General features: G+C 45.0%; 21 protein-coding genes and 1 pseudogene. 14 read left to right on the plus strand and 8 right to left on the minus strand.

Annotated elements, in window-relative coordinates:
• Positions 1-134 precede the first annotated feature (134 nt).
• The 3 genes from AB5Z12_RS17175 to AB5Z12_RS17185 form a co-directional block, all read right to left on the minus strand.
• Positions 135-1,124: a 2-hydroxyacid dehydrogenase gene (locus tag AB5Z12_RS17175; protein WP_148461961.1), complete on the minus strand. Its 990-nt coding sequence runs from the start codon at positions 1,122-1,124 to the stop codon at positions 135-137.
• 445 nt (positions 1,125-1,569) lie between these two features.
• Positions 1,570-2,844 carry a 3-phosphoshikimate 1-carboxyvinyltransferase gene (aroA, locus tag AB5Z12_RS17180; protein WP_368357413.1) on the minus strand — a complete coding sequence of 425 codons (1,275 nt, stop codon included), beginning with the start codon at positions 2,842-2,844 and terminating at the stop codon, positions 1,570-1,572.
• A 174-nt stretch (positions 2,845-3,018) separates the two neighbouring features.
• Entirely contained in the window at positions 3,019-4,128 is a 1,110-nt protein-coding gene (locus AB5Z12_RS17185; RefSeq protein ID WP_173769079.1) for a prephenate dehydrogenase, read from the minus strand.
• 210 nt (positions 4,129-4,338) lie between these two features.
• Between AB5Z12_RS17185 and AB5Z12_RS17190 the strand changes: the two genes are divergently transcribed.
• Positions 4,339-6,429, plus strand: a complete 2,091-nt coding sequence (locus tag AB5Z12_RS17190; protein WP_118578841.1) for a translation factor GTPase family protein — start codon at positions 4,339-4,341, stop codon at positions 6,427-6,429.
• 85 nt (positions 6,430-6,514) lie between these two features.
• Positions 6,515-7,573 (plus strand): hypothetical protein, encoded by a 1,059-nt coding sequence (locus AB5Z12_RS17195; RefSeq protein ID WP_148461964.1) that lies wholly within the window; start codon positions 6,515-6,517, stop codon positions 7,571-7,573.
• 169 nt (positions 7,574-7,742) lie between these two features.
• Here AB5Z12_RS17195 and AB5Z12_RS17200 read toward each other — a convergent pair whose 3' ends face one another.
• Positions 7,743-9,299 carry an ABC-F family ATP-binding cassette domain-containing protein gene (locus tag AB5Z12_RS17200; RefSeq protein ID WP_148461965.1) on the minus strand — a complete coding sequence of 519 codons (1,557 nt, stop codon included), beginning with the start codon at positions 9,297-9,299 and terminating at the stop codon, positions 7,743-7,745.
• Positions 9,300-9,430: 131 nt separating this feature from the next.
• Complete coding sequence (locus tag AB5Z12_RS17205; protein WP_148461966.1) at positions 9,431-11,179, minus strand: NFACT family protein; 1,749 nt, start codon at positions 11,177-11,179, stop codon at positions 9,431-9,433.
• Positions 11,180-11,431: 252 nt separating this feature from the next.
• On the opposite strand from AB5Z12_RS17205, the gene AB5Z12_RS17210 reads away from it, so the two are divergent.
• The 7 genes from AB5Z12_RS17210 (at position 11,432) to AB5Z12_RS17240 (ending at position 17,139) form a co-directional block, all read left to right on the plus strand.
• The gene (locus AB5Z12_RS17210) at positions 11,432-12,310 is read left to right on the plus strand and encodes a YicC/YloC family endoribonuclease (RefSeq protein ID WP_148461967.1); all 879 of its coding nucleotides are present in this window, start codon (positions 11,432-11,434) and stop codon (positions 12,308-12,310) included.
• Between the two features lie 211 nt (positions 12,311-12,521).
• Positions 12,522-12,788 (plus strand): extracellular matrix/biofilm biosynthesis regulator RemA family protein, encoded by a 267-nt coding sequence (locus AB5Z12_RS17215; RefSeq protein WP_148461968.1) that lies wholly within the window; start codon positions 12,522-12,524, stop codon positions 12,786-12,788.
• Positions 12,781-13,407 (plus strand): guanylate kinase, encoded by a 627-nt coding sequence (gene gmk, locus AB5Z12_RS17220; protein WP_173772474.1) that lies wholly within the window; start codon positions 12,781-12,783, stop codon positions 13,405-13,407. The genes AB5Z12_RS17215 and gmk overlap by 8 nt, the downstream gene beginning before the upstream one ends.
• Before the next feature lie 135 nt (positions 13,408-13,542).
• Positions 13,543-13,887, plus strand: coding sequence for a DNA-directed RNA polymerase subunit omega (gene rpoZ, locus AB5Z12_RS17225; RefSeq protein ID WP_118578015.1), 345 nt, complete (start codon positions 13,543-13,545; stop codon positions 13,885-13,887).
• Between the two features lies 1 nt (position 13,888).
• Entirely contained in the window at positions 13,889-15,226 is a 1,338-nt protein-coding gene (rimO, locus tag AB5Z12_RS17230; RefSeq protein WP_173772472.1) for a 30S ribosomal protein S12 methylthiotransferase RimO, read from the plus strand.
• Positions 15,210-15,749 (plus strand): CDP-diacylglycerol--glycerol-3-phosphate 3-phosphatidyltransferase, encoded by a 540-nt coding sequence (gene pgsA / locus AB5Z12_RS17235; protein WP_148461972.1) that lies wholly within the window; start codon positions 15,210-15,212, stop codon positions 15,747-15,749. Before rimO ends, pgsA begins: the two co-directional genes overlap by 17 nt.
• A 127-nt stretch (positions 15,750-15,876) precedes the next feature.
• Entirely contained in the window at positions 15,877-17,139 is a 1,263-nt protein-coding gene (locus tag AB5Z12_RS17240) for a competence/damage-inducible protein A (RefSeq protein ID WP_148461973.1), read from the plus strand.
• Positions 17,140-17,163: 24 nt separating this feature from the next.
• Here the strand turns inward: AB5Z12_RS17240 and AB5Z12_RS17245 are convergent, their stop codons facing one another.
• The gene (locus AB5Z12_RS17245; RefSeq protein WP_118578019.1) at positions 17,164-17,436 is read right to left on the minus strand and encodes a hypothetical protein; all 273 of its coding nucleotides are present in this window, start codon (positions 17,434-17,436) and stop codon (positions 17,164-17,166) included.
• 75 nt (positions 17,437-17,511) lie between these two features.
• Positions 17,512-17,877, minus strand: a complete 366-nt coding sequence (locus AB5Z12_RS17250; protein ID WP_118578020.1) for a hypothetical protein — start codon at positions 17,875-17,877, stop codon at positions 17,512-17,514.
• A gap of 21 nt (positions 17,878-17,898) precedes the next feature.
• Between AB5Z12_RS17250 and AB5Z12_RS17255 the strand changes: the two are divergent.
• Together AB5Z12_RS17255 and AB5Z12_RS17260 are read left to right on the plus strand one after the other, a co-directional pair.
• A pseudogene (locus tag AB5Z12_RS17255) lies at positions 17,899-18,006 on the plus strand (DUF6783 domain-containing protein); the annotation flags it as partial.
• Positions 18,007-18,063: 57 nt separating this feature from the next.
• Entirely contained in the window at positions 18,064-18,222 is a 159-nt protein-coding gene (locus AB5Z12_RS17260) for a hypothetical protein (RefSeq protein ID WP_173717738.1), read from the plus strand.
• A 174-nt stretch (positions 18,223-18,396) separates the two neighbouring features.
• Here the strand turns inward: AB5Z12_RS17260 and AB5Z12_RS17265 are convergent, their stop codons facing one another.
• On the minus strand, positions 18,397-18,687 hold the full coding sequence (locus tag AB5Z12_RS17265; RefSeq protein WP_118578021.1) for a hypothetical protein: 291 nt from the start codon (positions 18,685-18,687) through the stop codon (positions 18,397-18,399).
• A 374-nt stretch (positions 18,688-19,061) separates the two neighbouring features.
• Here AB5Z12_RS17265 and AB5Z12_RS17270 point away from each other — a divergent pair, with 374 nt between their 5' ends.
• The 3 genes from AB5Z12_RS17270 (at position 19,062) to alaS (ending at position 25,113) form a co-directional block, all read left to right on the plus strand.
• Positions 19,062-20,435, plus strand: coding sequence for a cell wall hydrolase (locus AB5Z12_RS17270; RefSeq protein ID WP_173769069.1), 1,374 nt, complete (start codon positions 19,062-19,064; stop codon positions 20,433-20,435).
• A gap of 598 nt (positions 20,436-21,033) precedes the next feature.
• Complete coding sequence (tyrS, locus tag AB5Z12_RS17275) at positions 21,034-22,263, plus strand: tyrosine--tRNA ligase (RefSeq protein ID WP_148461974.1); 1,230 nt, start codon at positions 21,034-21,036, stop codon at positions 22,261-22,263.
• 210 nt (positions 22,264-22,473) lie between these two features.
• On the plus strand, positions 22,474-25,113 hold the full coding sequence (gene alaS, locus AB5Z12_RS17280; RefSeq protein WP_173769068.1) for an alanine--tRNA ligase: 2,640 nt from the start codon (positions 22,474-22,476) through the stop codon (positions 25,111-25,113).
• Positions 25,114-25,133: the final 20 nt, after the last annotated feature.

Here is a 25,133-nt window from a genome sequence, read left to right on the forward strand (position 1 = left end):
CGTTGCGCCGGCGAGTGAGCAATCACCATTGTCCGAATGCGTCCGCCTTGAACAACTTTCAACACACTAAATAGCAAAACGGTGTTTCAATACCTATGCATTGAAACACCGTATTTTCTATAGTGATTTATGAATTATGAAAGAACCTCGTTCTTCAGCTCATCTCCATTGATATAAGCCTGCGCATTCTCCATAGTTGTCTCTGCAATGTTAGTGAGCGCTTCTTCTGTAAAGAATCCCTGATGGGAGGTCATGGTTACGTTCGGGAAGGAGAGAAGTCTCTGGATCAGGGAAGTCTGCATGATGCTCTCAGACAGATCTTCGAATACATAATCAGATTCCTCCTCATAAACATCCAGTCCAACCGCAAAGAACTTATGGTCGCGGATACCGGAAATCAGATCCTCCGTCTTGATAAGACCGCCACGGGAAGTGTTTACAAGGATAACTCCATCCTTCATCTGGGCAATTGTCTTTTCGTTGATAATATGCTTCGTCTCATCTGTAAGCGGGCAGTGCAGGCTGATCAGATCACTGGTAGCCAGCAACTCATCAAGAGAAACGTATTCCAGGAAGTCAAGATTCTTGTTTGGGAAAAGATCATATGCAATGACCCGCATTCCAAATCCCTTGCAGATTCTTGCCATAGCCTGACCAATTTTACCAGTACCGATAATACCGGCTGTTTTCTTGTAAAGGTTCACGCCCATAAGACCGCTTAAAGTAAAGTTGTTCTCACGGCATTTGATATAGGCCTTGTGAGTGTGACGGTTAGCTGTAAGAGCCAGCGCCATTGCGTGCTCTGCAACAGCCTCCGGAGAATACCCTGGAACACGCAGAACTTTTATGCCATATTTGTGAGCTGTCTTAAGATCCACATTATTGTAACCAGCGCAGCGCATAAGGATTAGTTTTACACCCTGCTGATGTAATTCTTCAATAACAGGAGCGCCAAGGTCTGCATTTACAAAAGCACAGATGGCTTCATAACCGTTTGCAAGAGAAGCGGTCTCCTCGTGGATATTTGCTTCAATAAATTTAATCTTAATATCTGGAAATTCAGGTAAAAGTTTTTCAAAAAACTGCTCGTCATAATTTTTGGTTCCGTAAAATAAAATTTTCATTATTTCTGGCTCCTTTCTTGTGGCAGCCGCTCTTTTGTCTGGGCTGTTCACCTTCGCTTTGTTTGTTTTAGTGTTCCTCAACTTACAGTGGGATTATACGTTATTTTTTTGAAGAAAAAAAGAGGAAAACGGAAAGTTTTTTAACTTCGTCGAAATCGTTAAAAGAATATCAATATAGAAATGAGATTAAAACGAATTTTAAAATTGCACAGAAATTAATACATGGCAAAATGTGCAATATGTATATTTTAAAAGAAAATATAAGCATATAATCTGGCAAAATATGACAGTTACACTAAACTAACATTGACTATTATTTAACATAAAATAAGAGGAATACACATCTAAAAAGGCAAAAAAACAGGAACCTAAATGGAAAAATGGTCACTTCTCACTCCGTTCACAGTAACGAAAATTGTTCTCATTTAAGTTCCTGCGGTTCAGATTATTCTCCTAACCGATACAGATCCTCATAAAATTCCGGATAAGAAATCTTCACACAATCTCCACCCTTAATAGATAGCGGTCCATCACAGAGCAGTCCTGCAACAGCGAAAGACATAGCCACTCTGTGGTCCAGATAAGAATCAATCTCTGCGCCGTGAAGCGGCTTGCCTCCATGTATGATCATTCCGTCCTCTGTAGGTGTAATGTCCGCACCCATGCGGGAAAGGTTCTCTGCCATAACCAGAATTCGGTCTGATTCTTTTACTTTAAGTTCTTTTGCATCCTTGATCACAGTAGTACCCTCGGCGAAAGCAGCCATAACTGCAATCATCGGAATCTCGTCGATAAGAGTCGGAATGATTTCTCCGCCTACTGTTGTACCGTGAAGAGAACTGGTGCGAACAAGAAGATCAGCGGTAGGCTCTCCTTCCATATTTACATTTAAGAGCGTAATGTCAGCCCCCATATCTTTGCACACACGAAGCAGTCCGTCTCTTGTGGGATTGATTCCCACATTCTTCAGAAGAATCTCACTGCCTGGCACCAGAAGTCCGGCAGCGATGAAATAAGCGGCAGAAGAAATATCCCCAGGTACTGTAATTTCTCTGGCAAAAAGAGATGGTTCCGGAGCAATGGAAGCGGTAGTTCCCTCAGAAGTTACCTGAGCTCCAAAGTAGTTTAACATGATTTCTGTATGGTTCCTGGAAAGAACCGGTTCGGTGACGCTGGTAATTCCGTCAGAATACATTCCCGCCAGAAGTACACAGGATTTTACCTGAGCAGAGGCAACTGGTGAATCATAGTGAATGGCCTTCAGAGGATGACCTGCAATCCGAAGGGGAACACAGTTATTTCCCTTTATGCTTGCAATATCAGCGCCCATGGAAAGGAGAGGCGTCATGATCCGTTTCATGGGACGGCTCTGGATAGAGTCATCGCCGGTAAGCTCCGATACAAAATTTTGTCCTGCAAGAATACCGGAAATCAGGCGGGTAGTTGTGCCACTGTTTCCAACATCCAGAATATCAACAGGGGCAGATAATCCGTGGAGTCCTTTTCCATGAACCAGGATTTCTCCGCTGTTATTCTCAATATCAATGCCCATTTTGCGGAAACAGGAGATGGTGGAAAGGCAGTCAGCTCCTTCCAGAAAATGGGTGATCTTTGTGGTTCCTTTGGCAAGGGAACCGAACATGACGGCACGGTGGGAGATGGATTTGTCGCCTGGGACTGTAAGTTCTCCGTGGAGATTTGTAAGTTTTTTTATTTCCATAATAATCGTTCCTTAAATATAAAGTTTCATACAGCAAAAACAGGTATCGACTATATTACTTATAAAGAATTAGACGAGTCAATATGGCGTTTACTTCATATTTGCTGTATTGATACAGAGTTTGTCTGAAAAACTAATTGTAATGTATCCAATAAACAACTGTCGGTACGCAGGTTATCGCTCATAAACAATATAATTGCGCTTTTTCAAAAGTGCAATGGCCCGTTCCATAGCGTCTTCTTCATAAAATTCGATTTTCAGAACGCCTTGCTCGAATTCGCGGTTGTGGATGATGCCGATGTTTTTAATGCTGATCTTGTCCATGGCAAGGATGGTGGCAATGGTAGCGATTCCGCCGGCCTCATCTGCAATATCCAGATAAAGCACATAAGCCTTGCGGATAGGACCATTATCCACAACATCAATGGAATCACGGTAATCCCTGGAGCTTGCAAACATCTGATAAATAGCATCTGCCTCCTTCCCATCTGTAGCACAGTTGTCTACAGAACAGCGGATCTGGATCAGCATGCGGATATAGTCGTCCAGAACATTGGAAATGTTCTCATGGTTTTCCATGCAGATCTGCTGCCACATAACGGGAGAGGAGGAGGCAATCCTTGTAATATCGCGGAAACCGCCTGCTGCGATGGTCTTCATATATTCGGCATCGTTGTCCAGAGTTTTTACCAGATTTACAAGGGCAGAAGCAATAATATGGGGCAGATGGCTTACACCTGCTGTAATAAAATCATGCTCTTCAGCTGTAAGCACCATAGGGATAGCACCAAGAGAACTGATCAGTTCTGTAAAATCTGAAATATATTCCAGTCCCACTTCTCCGCCCGGGGTAAGAATATAGTATGCATTTTCCAGAATGCGCTCGTTGGAATGGTCGAAACCGGTTTTCTCAGAACCGGCCATAGGGTGACCGCCGATAAAGCAGTCTGTCATTCCCAGCTCCTCCACCTTCTGATGGATGATTCCCTTTACACTTCCCACATCTGTGATAATGCAGCCTGGCTGGCGGATCTCTTTCAGATATGCAAGGCACTCCAGGTTGATCTCTACCGGAGCACATAAAAATACATAATCACAGGATCCAAAGCGTGGATCCTTCATTTCCTCACAGACACCATCTATAATGCCGGTGCTGATGGCAGAGGCAAGTGCTTCCTTACTGCGGTTATAGGCCAGAATGTGGTAATCCGGATGGTACTTCCGGATGGCCTTGGCGATAGAGCCGCCGATCAGACCGAGACCGATAAAACCGATTGTCTTCATAATATAATGTCGTTTCCTTTCCTTCGTTAAAGTGAAAAATTATCTTATGATATTGTACGAGATTCCTCGCAAATTGTCAATTCCTACAGAAATGACAAAATAATCTAAACTTTTTTGAAAAAAGACCGTCAAAATCCCAGAAAATACTTGAAATTCTTCTGAATATTTAGTAAAATATGAACATATTAGACAAACAGGGAGGTATTACATATGGACGTTTTTAGAACTGACCGAATCAGAAATGTAGTGCTGTTAGGACACGGCGGTGCTGGAAAGACAACTCTGGCAGAAGCAATGGCATATCTTGCCGGTTTGACCAACCGTTTAGGCCGTGTAGAAGATGGCAATACAGTCAGTGATTATGATAAAGAAGAAATCAAACGACATTTCTCTATCACTACATCTCTGATTCCGGTCCCGTGGCAGAAGAACAAGGTAAACATTCTGGACACTCCCGGATATTTTGACTTCGTAGGAGAAGTTGAGGAAGCTGTCAGCGCTGCAGACGCAGCAATCATCGTAGTATCAGGTAAGGCAGGGGTACAGGTTGGTACCCAGAAGGCATGGAATCTCTGCGAGAAGTATAAACTTCCGCGAATGATTTTCGTTACCGATATGGACGTGGACGATGTAAGTTACCGTAAGGTAGTAGATCAGCTTACTGAGCTTTATGGCAAGAAGATTGCCCCGCTGCATTTCCCGATCCGTGAGGATGGCAAGTTCGTGGGATATGTTAACGTTGTGAAGCAGGCCGGAAGAAAATATATCGACAAGGGACAGAAGGAAGAGTGCGAGATTCCTTCTTATCTGGATGAGTACCTTGAGAAGTATCATGATATCCTGATGGAATCTGTAGCAGAGACCAGCGAGGAATTCATGGATCGTTATTTTGAGGGAGACGAGTTCTCCGTTACAGAAGTTTCCGCAGCACTTGCCGCCAATGTACAGGATGCAAGCATTGTTCCAGTATGCATGGGATCCCCGATCAATCTTCGCGGCGTATCCAACCTTCTGGACGACATCTGCGGATATTTCCCAAGCCCGGACAAACGTTCCTGCAACGGTATTTCCCAGAAGACCAACGAGATTTTTGAAGCAAATTACGATTTCGCTAAAGCAAAATCAGCATATGTATGGAAATCCATCGTGGATCCATTCCTTGGCAAGTATTCCCTGATCAAGGTTTGCTCCGGTGTTATCAAATCTGATGATACCCTTCTCAATGTTGAGAAAGGCACAGAAGAGCGCCTGAATAAATTATATGTTCTTCAGGGTTCCAAGCCCATCGAAGTTCCAGAGCTCCATGCAGGTGATATCGGTGCAATTGCCAAATTAGTCAGTGTTCAGACTGGTGACAGCCTTGCCACCAAGGCGAATCCGGTTCTTTATCCGAAAGCAATTCTTTCCACACCTTATACCTATAAGAGATTTAAGGCTGTGAACAAGGGGGATGAGGATAAGATTTCCCAGGCTCTTGCCAAGATCATGAGCGAAGACAGGACTGTTCGTGTTGAGAACGATGGTGCTAACCGTCAGAGTCTGATCTATGGTATGGGCGACCAGCATCTTGATGTTATTGTCAGCATGCTGAAAGAGCGCTATAAAGTCGATGTAGAGCTTTCCAAACCGAAGGTTCCTTTCCGTGAGACCATCCGCAAGAATTCTGACGTAGAAGGCAAACATAAGAAACAGTCCGGCGGACATGGACAGTATGGACATGTTAAGATGCGTTTTGAGCCGTCTGGCGATATGGAGACTCCATACGTATTTGAGCAGGTTGTTGTTGGTGGTGCAGTTCCGAAGAACTACTTCCCGGCAGTTGAGAAGGGCCTTCAGGAATGCGTTCAGAAAGGACCTCTTGCAGCATATCCGGTAGTTGGTGTAAAGGCTACTCTTTATGATGGATCTTATCATCCGGTAGATTCCTCAGAGATGGCGTTTAAGATGGCTACTATCCTTGCATTCAAGAAAGGCTTCATGGATGCTTCTCCGGTACTGTTAGAGCCAATCGTTTCCATGAAGGTTACAGTTCCGGATAAATATACAGGTGACGTTATGGGCGATCTGAATAAACGTCGCGGCCGTGTTCTTGGAATGAATCCGGATCATAACGGAAATACCATTATTGAAGCTGACGTTCCTCTTCTTGAGATTTATGGATATTCCACAGATCTTCGTTCCATGACTGGCGGAAGTGGTGACTTCTCCTACGAGTTCGCCCGCTATGAGCAGGCTCCTGGAGATATCCAGCAGAAAGAGATTGAAGCACGGGCAAGTAAGGTTGACGCTGCTGATGAATAAGTAGTATAATGAGACGGAGAATTTCTTGAAGAAGTTCTCCGTCTTTTATGATGGAAGTTCATATGAGGAAAGAAGGAGGAATATTATGAACAGAAAAGTAATCAAAAAGATTATGTTGTTTTTACTTGCTTTTATGCTTGTATTTCCGGTTTATTCATTTGGAAAAGCAGAGGCAGTTCAGGCAGCAGCATTAAAAGCACCGAAGCTTTCCAAGGTGGTACGTGTAAATAAAAGTGTTAAAATCACCTGGAAAAAGAGTAAAGGCGCTTCCGGCTACTATGTTATGCGTAAGACAGAAAATAGTTCCTGGAAAAAAATCAAAACTGTGAAAGGCGGTTCCAAAACATCTTACACAGATAAAAAAGTGAAGAGTGGAACTACATACTACTACACAGTAAAAGCCTACAAAGGAAAGAAAGTAAGTTCCTATAACAAAAAAGGACTGAAAATCGTTTATGAGGTTCCAACCACAACGAAACCAGATACTACCGGCGGAAATGCCACGGCTACAGGTTCCACTGTTGCAAATACAGCTTCCGAATATACCATTGAAACGGATATGGTACTTTCCGGTTCCGGTTCCGGTTATCATGCGAAGCTGGTTGCCTGCACAGCGACCTCTGCAGTAAGCTTTGGTATCCAGTATGACAAGCATGCAAGAGCTCCTTATACAGGTAAGGCATGGTTCATGATCGAGAATGTAGCCCACAATGGTGCAGGCGGTCAGAACTATATCTGGGTTCAGGAAGCGGCCAGAGGTAAGACTTACCATGTAATGCTGGCTGTGAAAAAAGACGGAACCTGCAACTGCTACATCAACGGCAAACTTGTCAAAACAGTTAAAAACAGCAGTCTTGCAAACACAACTGTCTATCTTCGCGTGGAGGGTTCTGCAAGATTAAACGGAGATTCTGTAAATGCCACATTCAGCAATATTGAATTGAAGGCTGACGGCAAATATTATGCAGATAAGATCTGGGGTACACATGATTTCACAACCAATAAGGGAATCAAGGCAGATGCTTCCGGATATGCGGCTTCCAAGCGAGTAACGATCAAGGGAAAAGTAAAAGGACTGGCAAGTGGTCAGGACTGGGATAGTGCATACGAGCAGGTATCCGGAATCATTCAGTTTGTGAACTGATAGATTGAAATGTAACAGAATGCATAAATCCTTCATATATGGTGATGCCGCCGACAGGTGACACGTCCGTTTAGTAAAAGAAATAAAAACAGCATTCAGACAGAAGTATAAAAAATATATTCTGTCCGGATGCTGTTTTTCTTATAAAATAATAATCTTAGTATAGCATTTACAGGATCTTAGTTGTCCATTTACTGCAGTCCCACACCTGTGAAACCACATCCTGATAAAATTCCGGCTCATGGCAGATAAGAAGCACACTTCCACGATATTCCTTTAGTGCCTCCTTCAGAGCTTCTTTTGCATCCACATCCAGGTGGTTGGTAGGCTCGTCAAGAAGAAGGACATTTGTCTCTTTGTTTACCAGCTTGCAAAGTCGGACCTTGGCCTGCTCACCGCCGGAAAGCACACGGACCTGACTCTCAATATGCTTGGTGGTGAGACCGCATTTTGCAAGTGCGGAGCGTACTTCGTACTGGGTATAAGACGGGAATTCTGCCCAGATCTCATCAATACAGGTAGTTTTGTTGTCACCTTTTACTTCCTGCTCAAAATATCCGATCTGCAGATTGTCTCCTAATTCCCTGGTTCCCTTCAATGATGGGATCAGACCAAGAATACTTTTCAGAAGCGTGGTTTTTCCAATTCCGTTGGCACCTACAAGCGCGATTTTCTGGCCTCTTTCCATGGAAAGGGTGAGAGGGCGGGAAAGGGGCTCGTCATATCCGATCACAAGATCCTTTGTCTCGAAGATGTATTTGCCAGGGGTGCGTCCCTGTTTGAAGTGAAACTCCGGCTTTGGTTTCTCGGCAGCCAGTTCGATCACATCCATTTTGTCCAGCTTTTTCTGGCGGGACATTGCCATGTTTCTGGTGGAAACCCGGGCCTTGTTTCTGGCAACGAAATCCTTCAGTTCGCTGATTTCCTGCTGCTGGCGGCGGTAAGCCGCCTCTAACTGAGCCTTTTTCACTTCATAGACTTCCTGGAAGTGGTCATAATCGCCTACATAACGGTTCAGCTCCTGATTTTCCATATGATAAACGATATTGATCACATCATTGAGAAACGGGATATCGTGGGAAATCAGGATAAAGGCATTCTCATATTCCTGGAGATAGCGTTTCAGCCATGCAATGTGCTCTTCATCCAGATAGTTGGTGGGCTCATCCAGAAGAAGAATATCTGGTTTCTCCAGAAGCAGCTTGGCAAGGAGCACCTTGGTACGCTGTCCGCCGCTGAGATCTGTGACATCACGGTCAAGTCCAAGATCCAGAAGACCAAGTGCCCGGGCAACCTCTTCTACTTTGGAATCAATTACGTAGAAGTCGTGCATGGTCAGGGTATCCTGGATAGTTCCCAGTTCCTCCATAAGAGTTTCCATTTCTTCCGGGGAGGCTTCACCAAGGGAATCACAGATGGTATTCATTCGTTCTTCCAGTTCAAAAAGCCAGGAAAAAGCAGATTTCAGCACGTCGCGGATGGTCATGCCAGGAGCGAGGACAGAATGCTGGTCCAGATAACCTACGCGGACATTTTTTGCCCACTGAATCCTGCCCTCATCTGGCATCAGTTTGTCAGTTACAATATTGAAGAAGGTGGATTTTCCCTCTCCGTTGGCGCCTACCAGGCCAATATGTTCTCCTTTTAAAAGACGGAAGGAAACATCATGGAAAATGGCTCTGTCACCAAAGCCGTGGGTAAGGTGTTCAACATTTAAAATACTCATAGGTAACTCCTGTTCTTAAATCAGAGCGCGTTTGAAACAGGCTCCGGTGTATATAGATAGCAGCTTGCGGTTTGCAGAGCAGCCGTTTCGCAAATTCAGGGCTGCATGCAAAGAGGGAAAAACGGTTACAATCAGGATAGCTGCTGGATTCCTGCAATATCTGGTGAAGCCATCAGAGAATAGTTTGTATAATAAACTACAAATCCCGGTTTGGCTCCAGCCGGCTTCTTCACATTCTTTTTCTGGAGATAATCAATCTCTACCTTTGGTGCAGTGCGTCCCTTGGAATAAAAGGCTGCAAGATTTCCTGCTTCTTCAAAGGTGCGGTCCGGAAGTGTGCCGTCTTTTGTCTTTACCACAACATGGGAGCCCGGCATCTTTTTGGCATGGAACCACCAGTCATTTCCTGTGGCAAATTTAAAGGTTAGCTCATCATTCTGGTAGTTGTTTTTTCCTACATAAATATCGTAGCCATCGCTGGAAACATAGTGGAAGGGTTTGGATTTCACCTGCATCTTGGCACCTTTTTTGTTTCCGTAGTGGCGCTTCACATAGCCGTATTCCATCAACTCTTCCTTGATCTGGGAAAGGTCGCTCTCCTCTGCGGCAATGTCCAGGGCATTGGATATGGATTCCAGATGCTCGATCTCGCTTGTAGTATCTGCAATCTGAACCTCCAGAGCTTCCTGGGTACGTTTCAGCTTGCCGTAACGATCGAAATACTTCTTGGAATTCTCCTGGGGGGTCAGGGTAGGATCAAGAGGAATAGTGATTTCTTCTCCATTATAATAGTTCACAGCCTTAAAGGATTTGCAGCCTTCTTCCAGGCCGTAGCCGTAGGTGTTGATCAATTCGCCGTAAACCTTGTATTTGTCCTTTTTCTCAGTGTCTTTCATCTGCTTCTGCTGAAGGCTTAATTTTTTGCGGTTGCGGTCAAGGGCAGTCTGGACGATCTTTCGGAGATCCGCGGATTTCTGGCGGATACGGGTGATCACGTCGCGGGAAGCATAATAGGTTTCCAGCATCTCTGACACAGATTCAAAGGTCCGGGTGGTGAAGCCTTCTCCATATTGGGAAAAAGGAAGAACACCGTATTCAACCGGCTCGTCCCCTTTGAAAACAATAACCGGGGTAAATTCTTCCCCACGGATCTGCTCCATTAAACGGGTAAATTCTGTATAAAGCTGCTCTTTGGTATTCTCATCTAATGTCTGGACATCATCATTTCCATCAATGGAAGTGCGATAGCAAAGTTCCTGAGCCATTACAGGGCTGAAACCGGTAAGCGTCTGATAGAGAGCTTTGGAGACGGCATTGGATCTGCCGCAAACTTTCTCCATGAAATCCTCTCTGGAAATGGTAAGAGGATCCAGCTTGTCCTGAGTGTGGGGGATGAAATAAGGGCGTCCTGGCAGAACTTCACGTACAGAACTTACGTTGCAGGATACGTGCTTGATACTGTCCAGGATCATATTATTATCATCACAGAAGATAATGTTGCTGTGCTTTCCCATCAGTTCCATAATGAGAACCTTATGACACACATCACCAAGTTCGTTCAGGTGCTCCAGCTCAAATTCTACAACACGCTCCAGACCAGGCTGGCGGATCGCAGTGATCCTGGCGCTTCCGATGTGCTTGCGGAGAAGCATGCAAAAATTAGGTGCAGTCAAAGGGCTGATCCGGTTTTTGCCTGTAAAATAGATCAGAGGCAGGGAGGCGCTGGCGGAGAGAAGCAGACGCTTCTGACCATTTGCACCTTTTCCGGTGATCAGCAGTTCGTCACTTTCCGGCTGGGCGATTTTGTTAATGCGTCCCCCGGAGAGATTTTTATTTAATTCAGAAACCATTGCAGCAATGGTAATTCCGTCAAAAGCCATAAAAAACTCCTTTCTGCTGACAGGTTACTGCTCACTTCGTGACCAGTAACCGTGACATGCAGACTTTATTATAACAGCAAAAAAAGGATTTGACTAGGGTTTTAGAATGAACTATAATAAATCTGTATGCGTAGGCAACTGTGAACGGTAACCTGCGTAGAGTTATTGCCTGAATATCAGAGACGATTCTGTTATGAGGAATGGTACTCTTTTCAGACAGTATTCGGAATAAAAATACAGAAAGAGATTACTATGATAAAAAGTATGACCGGCTTTGGAAGAGCCGAGGTGATTACAAAAGAGCGGAAAATCACCGTTGAGTTAAAATCCGTCAATCACAGATATCTGGATCTGAGTATCAAAATGCCAAGGAAGCTGGTTTTCCTTGAGGGCGCGATCCGGAATCTCATGAAGACCTATATGCAGCGTGGTAAAGTGGATGTGTTTATCACATATGAGGACTACACCTTAAGCTGTGGCGCACTGAAATATAATAAGGAGCTTGCAGGAGAATATCTTGCATATATCCGTCAGATGGCAGAGGAATTTGGCCTTGAGAACGATGTGAAGGCAGGAGCTCTTTCCCGTTATCCGGACGTGCTGACTATGGAGGAGCAGTCTGTAGATGAGGACGCATTGTGGGCAGTTCTGGAAGCACCGCTTCGTGAGGCCTGCGAGAAATTTGCCCAGTCCCGTGCAAGAGAGGGAGAGAATCTGAAGAACGACCTGATTGCCAAGCTGGATGCTCTTGATGAGAAGGTAAGTCAGGTAGAAGCCCGCTCTCCGGAGGTTGTGGATTCTTACAGAGAGAAGCTGGAAGCCAAGGTTCATGAGCTTCTGGAGGATTCTCAGATCGAAGATTCCCGTATTGCAGCAGAAGTTGTCCTGTTCTCCGATAAGATCTGCAACGATGAGGAGACTGTTCGTCTCCACAGCCATATCCAGGGAATGAAGAAGATGCTGGAGGAGAAGGAAGGCATCGGACGCAAGCTTGATTTTATGGCACAGGAGATGAACCGTGAGGCAAATACCATTTTGTCGAAATCAAGTGATCTGATTATCTCCAATATAGCAATTGATCTGAAGACAGAGATTGAGAAGATCAGAGAACAGGTTCAGAATGTGGAGTAACCTAGTACATCGTTTTCGAAATAACTATACCACTCACTTGTCTGTGAATCCGATTGCACAGGTATAAAAGCCTCGGCGTAGCCCGCTACGCCTGCGTTTTTATACCTGCACACTCGAATCCACATCCTACGTGATTGGTATAGTTATTTACGAAGCGATGTACTAGAGAATCAAAGACGTAAGCTTTCCATATTGACAGAAGGGTGAAAACATGGCAAAATTAATCAATATCGGATTCGGTAATGTGGTGAATTCCCAGAAAATCGTAGCTGTGGTAAACCCGGATGCCGCTCCGGTGAAACGAATGGTTCAGAGTGTGAAAGGTTCCAATTCCCTTGTGGATGCCACTCAGGGAAGAAAGACCAAGTCTGTGATCATTACCTCAGACCACATTCTGATATTATCTGCGATCCAGCCGGACACGATCGCCCGCAGATTTGCAGAAGTTATAGAAAATAAGGGAGAGGGCCATGAGTAGAGGAGTTTTGGCAGTTGTTTCCGGATTTTCCGGAGCAGGAAAAGGCACCATTATGAAAAGCCTGATGGCGAAGTACGACAATTACGCATTGTCTGTATCTGCCACCACCAGAAACCCCAGACCAGGGGAAGAAGACGGAAGAGAATACTTTTTCCGCACAAAAGAAGAATTTGAGGAAATGATCCGTCAGGATCAGCTGATCGAATATGCCCGGTACGTGGAGAATTACTACGGCACACCTAAGGCTTATGTGGAGGAGCAGTTGTCAGCAGGCCGGGATGTGATCCTGGAGATCGAGATTCAGGGAGCCCGCAAGATCAAGAAGAAATTCCCGGAAGCTGTGCTGGTATTTGTAACAGCGCCCTCCATGGAGGAACTGAAAGAGCGTCTTGTTGGAAGAGGCACTGAGACTGCGGAAGTGATCCACCAGCGTCTTGCAAGAGCTGCACAGGAGGCAGAAGGAGTTGACGAGTACGACTATCTGCTGGTGAATGACCAGCTGGAGGATGCTGTAGACAGGCTTCATAATATTATTCAGAGCGAACATTTCGCCATGAGGCGAAACCTTGGTTTTATCCATGAGATCCAGGCACAGGCAGCAAAGTTTGTGGAAGAATAATCCAAATAAAGAGCAGATGAAACTGCCATAAAATGAAATATTGATTTGCAACTTTATTCGCGAAAATACAGTTTGAAGCTGCGAATCTTTATAAAAATTATAACAATAATCACAATTTTTGAAAGGAGTATATATATGATCCATCCATCTTATTCTGAGTTAATCGAAGCAATCAATACCAACAATGAGGACGACGATGAGAGCATGGTGCTCAACAGCCGTTATTCCCTGATTCTTGCTACAAGCAAGCGTGCGCGTCAGCTGATCGGCGGTGCAAAGCCGTTGGCAGATAATGTTAAAGGCAAGAAACCTCTTTCTATCGCAATTGACGAGTTATATCACGGAAAGGTTAAGATCCTTCCAGGTAAACATGAGGAAGAGGATTTAGCAGAGATCGCAGGACATTCTGCAGAGGAGATTGCTGCTGAAGAACCTGCAGCTGCAGTTGATCCTGCTGAGTCTGAGGAGAGTGCAGAATAATATGAAATTACTGTTCATTTCCCTTGGATGTGATAAGAATCTGGTAGATTCTGAGGAAATGCTTGGAATGCTTGCTGCAGACGGACATGAGATCGTTGATGATGAGGACGAAGCAGAGGTCATTATTGTCAATACCTGCTGTTTTATCGGTGATGCCAAAGAAGAAAGTGTAAATACCATTCTTGAAATGGCAGAGAAGAAAAAGGCAGGTACCTGCAAGGTGCTGATCGTTACCGGCTGCATGGCACAGCGTTACAAGAAAGAAATTTCAGAGGAAATACCTGAAGTGGATGCTATTCTTGGTACAACCTCTTACGGCGATATCAGCAAGGCTGTAAAGGAAGCCCGGGCAGGCAGACACTTTGAAGAGTACAAGAGCATTGATTTTCTTCCGGATATTTCCGGTAAGCGTATGTTGACCACAGGTGGACATTTTGCATATCTGAAAATTGCAGAAGGCTGTGACAAGCATTGTACCTACTGTATTATCCCAAGACTCCGGGGCGGCTACAGAAGCGTGCCTATGGAGCTGCTCGTAAAAGAAGCCCGGTCTCTTGCTGAAAAAGGGGTGAAAGAGCTGATTCTGGTTGCCCAGGAGACTACTGTATATGGTAAGGACATCTATGGAAAGAAATCTCTTCATGTCCTTTTAAAGGAGCTTTGCAAAATAAAGGGAATCCGCTGGATCCGTATTTTGTACTGTTACCCGGAAGAGATTTATGATGAGCTGATTCAGACTATGAAGGAAGAGAAGAAGATCTGTCATTATCTGGATCTTCCGATCCAGCATGCAAGTGACCGTGTGCTGAAACGCATGGGCCGCCGTACCACCAAGCAGGAGCTGGTGGATATTATTGGCAGGCTGCGCCGGGAGATCCCGGATATTTTCCTTCGTACAACCTTGATCAGTGGTTTTCCTGGAGAGACACAGGAAGACCACGAAGAACTGATGGAGTTTGTGGATGAGATCGAGTTTGACCGCCTTGGTGTTTTCCCATACTCTGCTGAGGAGGATACCCCGGCAGCCACTATGGAAGATCAGATTCCGGAGGAGGTCAAGGAAGCCAGACGCGATGAGATCATGGAACTTCAGCAGGAAATTTCTCTTGAAAAGGGTGAGAGCCGCGTTGGTCAGGTGCTGACTGTTATGATCGAGGGCAAAGTATCTGGAGAGAGTGCGTACATTGGACGTACTTACGGAGATGCGCCGAAGGTCGATGGATATATTTTTGTACAGACCGGCGAACTTCTCATGACAGGAGATTTTGCGAGAGTCCGGGTTACCGGAGCTCTGGAGTACGATTTGATAGGAGAGCTGGAAGATGAATACACCGAATAAACTGACTATTGCCAGAATGATCCTGGTACCGTTTTTTGTATTATTTATTCTGACTGGCTGGGGCGGAGATGCCAACCGCTATATCTGCCTTGCTATTTTTGTAGTGGCAAGTATTACGGACTGGTTTGATGGTCATCTTGCCCGCAAGAATAATCTGGTTACCAATTTTGGTAAATTCATGGATCCTCTTGCTGACAAGCTTCTTGTTTGTTCTGCACTGATCTGCATGATCGAGCTTGACCGCCTGCCGGCATGGTTCGTGATCATTATCATTGCAAGAGAATTTATTATCAGTGGCTTCAGACTGATCGCTGCCGAGAACGGCGTTGTCATCGCTGCAAACTACTGGGGCAAATTTAAAACTGTATCCCAGATGGTCATGATCATTCTTCTGATCCTGAACTTTGGGGGAGTTTTTGAAATACTGACACAGATTTTTGTATGGGTATCACTTGCTCTGACGGTGATTTCTCTGATCACGTATATTGTGCAGAATAAGAATGTAATTTCCATGCAGGAATAAAATAGTCACTGCCCGCGGAATGCTTTTGCGTGCAGAGAGTGAGAATATCTGAATGTAAATCAGCCAGCATCTTTGTGAGCAGAGATGTTGGCTGATTTCAAACATGCTCTGGAAAAGAGGTATATATATGATTGCAGAACTTGTAGCTGTAGGAACTGAAATTTTGCTGGGAAATATTGTAAACACCAACAGCGCATATCTTTCTGAGAAATGTGCCCAGCTGGGACTTTCTGTTTACTATGAGTCTGTTGTGGGAGATAATCACGACCGAATGAAAGCTGTGATTGCCTCTGCCCTCGACAGATCTGACGTGGTAATTCTTTCGGGAGGTCTCGGACCAACTGAGGATGATCTGACTAAGGAAGTATGTGCTGAGGTAATGGGACTTCCTCTTTCTGAAGATCCTCATTCCCGTAAGCGTATTGAGCGCTATATGAAGGAATATAAGAAGAATCATCCGGACAGACGTGTGACCTCCAATAATTATAAGCAGGCGCAGGTTCCGGAAGGCGCTATTGTGCTTGATAACCACAACGGTACAGCACCTGGTCTGATCCTTGAGAAAAACGGTAAGACTGCCATTCTTCTTCCGGGACCGCCTAATGAGCTGATCCCTATGTTTGAGGAGTCTGTTTTCCCATACCTTCGCAAGAAACAGCCGGAGATCATCTGCTCCCAGGTTGTGAAGATCTGTGGAATCGGTGAGAGCCAGGTGGCTGCCGATATCCAGGATATGATCGAGGCCCAGACAAATCCAACTCTTGCCCCATATGCAAAGACAGGAGAGGTTCATCTCCGTATTACAGCCAAGGGTGAGGATGAGAAATCCTGCAAGAAGCTGATCAAACCTGTAGTAAAGGAACTTCAAAAGCGATTCGGCAAAAATGTATTTGCCCTGGATGCGGACAAAACGCTGGAAGAATCTGTTGTGGATCTGCTGAAGGAGAAAGAATTAACTCTGTCTCTTGCAGAATCCTGTACAGGTGGTGCCATTGCTGCCCGCATTGTAAATGTTCCAGGTGCTTCCCAGGTGTTTACCCATGGATTTGTTACTTACAGCAACCGTGCCAAGAGAGAATGTCTTGGAGTGAAGAAATCCACATTGAAAACAGTGGGAGCTGTTTCTGCAAAATGTGCCAAACAGATGGCAAAGGGGGGCTGCGCAGCTTCAGGAGCTGATATCTGTCTTTCTGTTACCGGCCTTGCAGGCCCGGATGGCGGAACCAGTGAGACTCCTGTTGGAACCGTGTTTATGGGTTGCTGCTGCAATGGACATACGATTACCCGGGAATATCATTTTACCGGAAATAGAACCAAGATCCGTCAGCAGGCTGTTGCCAGTGCGCTAGTACTGCTTCGCGAGTGCATGATGGGAGAAGTTGAGGAGTAAGTTTTCTTAATCGCAGAAAATGCTTTACTTCATCATCTTCATCAGGTTTACCACTTTATCAAGCTTTGCACGTTCCCGGGGGCTTTTTCCCATTTTCAAAACCTCAATGATGGTATTGATTTCATTACTGTTAAAGTTCAGACCGGCATTTCTCCCCTGGGAAGCTGCATTCATAATAAATGGCAGCAGATCAGAGGGAGATTTTCCGGCTCCTTGCCGGGCCATCTGCTGGAGCATGTCAAGCTTGTTTTTGTCGATACCTGCAAGCTTTGGATTATCCTGCCAGTTGTCATCCATATGGAATCATTCCTTTCTTATATAGTAATGCTGCCAATTGGCGACATGTCCGTTTTGAATGAAATTTTTCTGTTTTTACTGTCGTTCTTCTTCGCAATTATCTTCTGGAGATGGTTCATTCATCATCCTCAGCATTTCTGCCATGGTCATCATATTGGTGATCTGATCCAGAGTCTTTCGTATATCTCCAAAACAGTAGCGGCGCAGGTCGTTTATGACTTCAAGAGGCTGGGCAGGGGCTGCTGCAGCCTGTATCTGCATGGCTTCTGACGGCTTTGTAAAAAGAGCGACTGTATTGGAAAGTTCCCTGGCTTTTGCAAAAACGGACAGAAACTGTTGCTGCCTGGGTGGAAAATAGGGGATGAGAGCTTTTAACAGCTGTCCCTGGTCAGTTCCCACCATCTGATCCAGAGCTGTCTGGGCAATATATTCCTGATCCATAAAAATCCCTTTTCTATATCTATGTTGTTGTTATTAAAATATGACGACGGTTTGAAAACGGTGAAATCTTCTGCAAATTGTGACGCACATTCTGCAGAAAGCATTTTTCAAACACGCTCTGACATCTGTAACATATTCTATAGCAGGGGGATGTATGAATTTCCCGCAAAGTCAGGAGGGAAAGTTATGAGAAGAGAAAATGAAAAGCTTATTATAGATGGAAATGCCATATACGAGCTGGATCTGGAATGTGTGCGAAAGAAGCAAGGAAAACAGGAAGGAAATGGCAGGTGTGTGGAGCAGTCAGAAGAAAGAAGGCAGTCCGCAAACCATACCGGGGATTAAAGACAATTTGCAGGAGAGAGTTTCTACCCAGAGCGTGGTTGAAAAAGAAACAAGGAAACGTAAGAATGCTTTTAGAATATGCCTGAAAAAGGGGACAGGGGAAAATTCCCGCTGTCCCGATTTTTTTGAAAAGGACTGAGAAGACAGCCCTTTTTCATATGTGGGAAACTCAGATCAGCAGCCGCAGCCATTCCCCCATCCACCGCAGAGAAGCAGAAGGATGATAATGATCCAGCAGCAGTCACCATTTCCGTTGCCACAGCTGTTGTTGCAGCCAATACCGTTGCCGCCGCATGCGCAAAGAAGAATGATGATCCAGAGAATATTGCATCCACAGGAGCCGTTCCCAAAGGAAAGCCCACATCCATTGTCACATCCGCAGCCATTATTACAACCGCAGTTACCACATCCGCAACCGGATCTTTCCTCGCCGCAGCCACAGTTTGTAGCAGCTAAATCACTCATGCTGTTACCTCCAGAAAATGTTTACAGTTCATCATATGGAGGGGACAGGGGGTGTGTGACAAAGCAGTTGACAGAAAAGAGAAATTTGGCTATAATAAACTGAAACGTAATATTTCTGTAATCTTTGAAAAGAATTCGACATAAAATATATAAAACAAGGATTGATTTGTTAAGAATTAAGTCTGCGAAGCAAACGCTGTTTTTTGTGAACAAAGTTCACAGAAAACCCGAGAATCTCAGCGCGAAATCATGCGAATGCATGATTTCTGTGCATCGCGAAGCGTGTTACTGGTCACGGAGTAAACAGTAACTGTTTGTGAAAAGCAGAGGTGGGAAAGCTTCGGAATTAGTCAGGTCAAAGAGAGGAAAATGCTATGATAAAAGAAGAGAGAAACAGAAAGCAAAGTCTGGCTCTGGTGCTGCTTGTGATTGCCACATTATGTACGGTTTTTCTGATGACAAGGGATGTTCAGGCTGCGAAAGCCGGATTTAAGACTATAAACGGCAAGACCTACTACATAACAGCCAGCGGAGCCAAGCAGAAAGGCTGGCTGACTCTGAAAGGCAAGAAATACTATTTTAATAAAAAAACAGGCGTACAGTTAAAAGGCTGGCAAAAAGACAGTAAGGGCAGAAACATCCGGTATTTTACCAAGGGAAAAGGTGTGATGGCCACCGGTTTTCTGAAGAGCGGAACCGTAACCCGTTATTTCAGACCTTCCAATGGTAAGCTTGTCCGCGGCTGGCTGACCTTAAAGGGTAAGAAATATTATTTTACCAGCGGAACCGGCGCTATGGTAAAGGGCTGGCAGACCACAGCTAAGAAAGAGAAACGTTATTTCAAGAGCAATGGTCAGATGCTTACCGGCTGGTTCACGGATTCTAAGGGATATACCCGCTATTTTAATACTAGCACAGGTATTATGTATACCGGACTTAAGACTGTAGATGGAAATATCTATTATTTTTCCAAGACCAGCGGAGTCCGTTATCAGAAAGGCTTTGGTAAGGTTGGAAGCAAGCGGTATTATTTTAGTACCACAGATGGCAAAGCGCAGACCGGCTGGCTGAGTCTGGATGGAAACAGCTATTATTTTGGAACAACAGGCGTGATGTACGTAAACACTACAGCTTCCATTGGAGGAAAGACCTACGCGTTTGATTCCAATGGTGTTGCTTCCGAGAAACAGGATTCAGGAAAGGATGACAATGACAGCAGTATTACCTTTACCTGGTATGATGAGAAACGTGGCCGCAATTTTACTATTATGAAGGAGCTTAAGAGTCATCCGGGAGTTGCAGATGGAACCAAGTCTGATCTTGATATTCTGGCAGCTGTCTGCGAGGCTGAGGCAGGAGACCAGGGAATTGCAGGTATGAAGGCAGTTGCTCTCTGCCTTTTGAACAGAACTCTGGACAAGGAGTTTCCGTCCAGTGTCCGTTATGTGCTTTACCAGGGAACTACCTTCCCCCAGTATTCAGTCGTGACAAACAACCAGTTGCTGAAACGTCTGAATGGTCAGTTTATTGACCGTGCAAGCGCTTATGAAGCTGCCCAGCAGGCACTTGACAGTTTTAATGCTTATGTGCTGAATGGTACACCGCGTACAGTAAGCGGAATCAAGGCCAAAGATTTTAATTATAAGTATTTTATGATGACTTCTGCATTCTGGAAACAGCCATTGAATTTTAAAAAGGTTGTATATGAGACATACAAGGATCATACATTTTTTGTGGACTGGGTATAAAGGTAGCTATACAGATGTAGAAACAGTATAAATGATAATAGCAAACTTTACCGCGGTGAGTTGCTAAAATACAAAGCTAAAATCCTTGACAAAAACAGACAGCCTTTGTATACTTGCAAGTATTAAATGAGAAAGGCTTTGAAGGGAACAAGTAGCTTTGGAAAGAGCACACAGAGAGCTGCCGGATGGTGAGAGGCGCGTGCAGAGATCCATTGTGAATACATCCCGGAGCTTTGCACCGAACGGTTTTGAAGTGGCAGAGACAGCAGCGGACAGGCGCTTGTGATTGATTGCAGAAATCCAGTAGGCTGTGACGGAGTGGCATACGTTATCATGCCGGGGTGATAATTCTGAAGAGTATTTGAAGACATTTATTTTTGGACAGTATTGTCTGTGGGGATAATCGTCTGGAAGAAATTTTCAGTATGGTCACTTATCGAGGCAGAAAGTGCGAGCTTTCTGTAAATTTAGGTGGTAACGCGGGACCCGGTTCTCGTCCTAAAGGGGCATGAGAACCGGGCTTTTTATATTTGCAGCGGCTTTTTTCGTGAAGAGAGAATAAGCAGCTCATATATCTATTTTACAGGAGGAAAATAAAATGACAGTTTGGGAAGAACTGAAAGCCAGAGGCCTGATCGCCCAGGTAACAGACGAAGATGAGATTAAAGAAATGGTAAATAACGGAAAGGCAACTTTCTATATTGGATTTGACCCAACCGCAGACAGCCTTCATGTAGGACATTTCATGGCACTTTGCCTGATGAAACGTCTGCAGATGGCAGGGAACAGACCAATCGCCCTTCTTGGCGGCGGAACCGGTATGATCGGTGACCCATCCGGAAGAACCGACATGCGCCAGATGCTAACGAAAGAGACCATCCAGCATAACATTGACTGTTTCAAGAAACAGATGGAGCGTTTCATCGACTTTTCTGATGGAAAGGCACTTATGGTAAACAATGCAGAATGGCTGATGAACCTGAATTATGTGGAGCTTTTACGTGAGGTTGGAGCTCACTTTTCTGTTAACCGTATGCTTACAGCAGAGTGCTACAAACAGCGTATGGAAAGAGGCTTAAGCTTCCTGGAATTTAACTACATGATCATGCAGAGCTATGACTTCTATATGCTGTACCAGAAATACGGCTGCAATATGCAGTTCGGTGGCGATGACCAGTGGAGCAACATGCTTGGCGGTACTGAGCTGATTCGCCGTAAGCTTGGAAAAGACGCATATGCTATGACAATCACCCTTCTTCTTAACTCAGAAGGTAAGAAAATGGGTAAAACACAGTCTGGTGCTGTCTGGCTGGATCCAAATAAGACATCTCCATTCGATTTCTACCAGTACTGGAGAAATGTGGACGACGCAGATGTTATCAAATGCATGAAGCTTCTTACCTTCCTTCCGCTGGAAGAAATCCAGGAGATGGAGAAATGGGAAGGCAGCCAGCTGAACAAGGCAAAAGAGATCCTTGCATTCCAGCTTACCGAGCTTGTTCATGGAACAGAGGAAGCGAAGAAGGCAGAGGCTGGTGCCAAGGCACTTTTTGCAGGCGGAGCTGATACAGAGCATATGCCGACCACTGAGCTTGCAGCAGAGGATTTTGACGAAGAAGGCAATATCGACCTGATCAGCCTTCTTGTAAAATCCGCTCTTGTAACAACCCGTTCCGAGGGAAGAAGAGCCATCGAGCAGGGCGGCGTTTCCGTTGACGGTGAGAAAGTGACGGACATCAGACATGTACTTTCCAAAGACGCTCTCACAGGTGACGGTATTGTCCTTAAGAGAGGAAAGAAGAAATTTAATAAAGTATTTGTAAAATAAGATCATAAAAGGGGACCAGATATGCTCTAAATCTGATCGTTGATGCGAAAACAGATTTTTGTACTGGTCCCCGACTTATGCAAAAAATATTTTGACCGTGATAAAGATATATGCTATCATATAAACCATGCAAGCATTCCAATAAGAGGAATGCACGTTATTGTTTACAGTAACGAAAGTACTTCTTTATTGCGTAGGAGGAGAATTGAAATGAAGAAATACGGAGTAAACGAACTTCGAAAAATGTTTCTGGATTTCATGGAAAGCAAGGGACATCTTGTTCTGAAAAGCTTTTCATTGGTTCCACAGGGCGATAAAAGTGTCCTGCTGATCAATGCAGGAATGACACCACTGAAACCATATTTCACAGGAGCAGAGAAACCACCACGTACAAGAGTCAGTACCTGTCAGAAATGTATCCGTACAGGTGATATTGAGAATGTAGGTAAGACTGCACGTCACGGTACATTCTTTGAAATGCTTGGTAATTTCTCTTTTGGAGATTACTTTAAAAGAGAGGCCATTCACTGGTCATGGGAGTTCCTGACTGAGGTGGTAGGTCTGGATGCCAGCCGTCTTTATCCGTCTGTTTATCTGGAGGATGATGAGGCTTTCGATATCTGGAATAAAGAGATCGGAATTCCGGCAGAGCGTATTTTCAAATTTGGCAAAGAGGATAACTTCTGGGAGCACGGCGCAGGTCCATGCGGTCCATGTTCCGAGATTTACTATGACCGTGGAGAAAAATATGGCTGCGGCAAGCCGGGATGTACAGTAGGCTGTGACTGCGACCGTTACATGGAAGTATGGAACAACGTATTTACCCAGTTTGAGAATGACGGAAATGGCAATTATACAACTCTGAAACAGAAGAATATTGATACCGGTATGGGTCTTGAGCGTCTGGCTGTTGTTGTCCAGGACGTAGATTCCATTTTCGATGTAGATACCATCTGTTCCCTTCGTAACCTGGTAAGTAGGATTTCCGGCAAACCGTATGGGGTACATCATGAGGACGATGTTTCCATCCGTCTGATCACAGACCATATCCGTTCCGCGACATTCATGATCTCCGATGGTATTATGCCTACCAATGAAGGACGTGGATATGTACTTCGCCGTCTGATCCGCCGTGCTGCAAGACACGGAAGACTTCTGGGAATTGAGGGCAACTTCCTTGCTACTTTAAGTGCAGAAGTAATTGACGGTTCCAAGGATGGATATCCGGAACTGGAAGAAAAGAAAGAATTTATCTTCAACGTTCTCACCAACGAGGAGAACCAGTTCGGTAAGACCATCGACCAGGGACTTCGTATCCTGGCTGATATGGAAGAGGCTATGAATGCAGCTGGAGAGAAGACTCTTTCCGGTGAAAACGCATTTAAATTATATGATACCTATGGATTCCCTCTTGATCTGACCAAGGAGATCCTTGAGGAGAAGGGCTACGAGATCGACGAGGAAGGCTTCAAGGCTGCTATGGATGAGCAGAGAGAGAAAGCACGTTCCTCCCGTGAGGTAACCAATTATATGGGAGCTGACGCTACTGTATATGACCAGATCGATACTTCTGTTACCACAGAGTTTGTTGGATACGATCACCTTTCCTTTGAATCTCCGGTTACTGTTCTTACCACAGAAGCTGAGATCGTAGATTCCCTGATGGAAGGACAGAAGGGTACTGTTTTCGTAGAGAAAACACCTTTCTATGCAACTATGGGAGGTCAGGTTGGAGATACCGGCGTGATCGAGACTGCAAATGGCAAATTCATCGTAGAAGATACCATCAAGCTTCGCGGCGGCAAATTCGGTCATGTAGGATATATGGAATCTGGTATGATTTCCAAGGGAGAGACCGTTTCTCTGAAAGTAAATGTTGCTGCAAGAAAAGATATTGAGAAGAACCACAGTGCGACACATCTTCTTCAGAAAGCTCTGAAAGAAGTTCTTGGTTCTCATGTAGAGCAGAAGGGTTCTCTTGTAACTGCTGACAGACTTCGTTTCGACTTTGCCCACTTCACAGCTATGACTGCTGAGGAAATCGGTAAAGTTGAAAAAATTGTAAATGAGCAGATTCAGGCAGGACTTGAGGTTCATACCGATATCATGGATGTTGAGGAAGCAAAGAAGTCTGGTGCTATGGCACTGTTTGGCGAGAAGTATTCCCAGAAGGTACGTGTGGTATCTATGGGTGATTTCTCCAGAGAGCTCTGTGGTGGTACCCATGTTGCAAATACAAGCTCCATCATGCTGTTTAAGATTGTTTCTGAGTCCGGTATCGCAGCAGGTGTCCGCCGTATTGAGGCACTGACCGGAAACGGGGTTCTGGAATACTATAAGAAGCAGGAAGCACTTCTTCACGAGGCTGCCAAGGCTTTGAAAACAACCCCTTCCGAGATGATTGAGAAGATCACACATCTTCAGGGTGAGGTGAAGGCTCTTGCAAGTGAGAATGAATCTCTGAAGAGCAAACTGGCTCAGGGTGCTCTGGGAGATGTTATGAATCAGGTTGTAGAAGTAAAAGGTGTGAAACTCCTTGCTGCCAAGGTAGAGGGCGTTGACATGAACGGACTTCGTGATCTTGGTGACCAGCTGAAAGAGAAGCTGGGCGAGGGCGTCGTTGTCCTTGCTGCAGTAAATGAGGGCAAGGTGAACCTTCTTGCAATGGCTACTGATTCTGCACAGAAAGCAGGAGCACATGCAGGAAACCTGATCAAAGCTGTTGCTGCAATCGTTGGCGGCGGCGGTGGCGGACGTCCGAATATGGCTCAGGCTGGTGGAAAGAATCCGGAGAAGGCAGGCGAGGCAATCGAAGCAGCAGCCGGAATCCTGGAAGGACAGATTCACTAAAAAACACTCAAAATTTTGTC

Source organism: Ruminococcus sp. RTP21358st1_G6_RTP21358_211008 (genome assembly GCF_040908885.1).
Taxonomy (GTDB): domain Bacteria; phylum Bacillota; class Clostridia; order Lachnospirales; family Lachnospiraceae; genus Blautia_A; species Blautia_A faecis.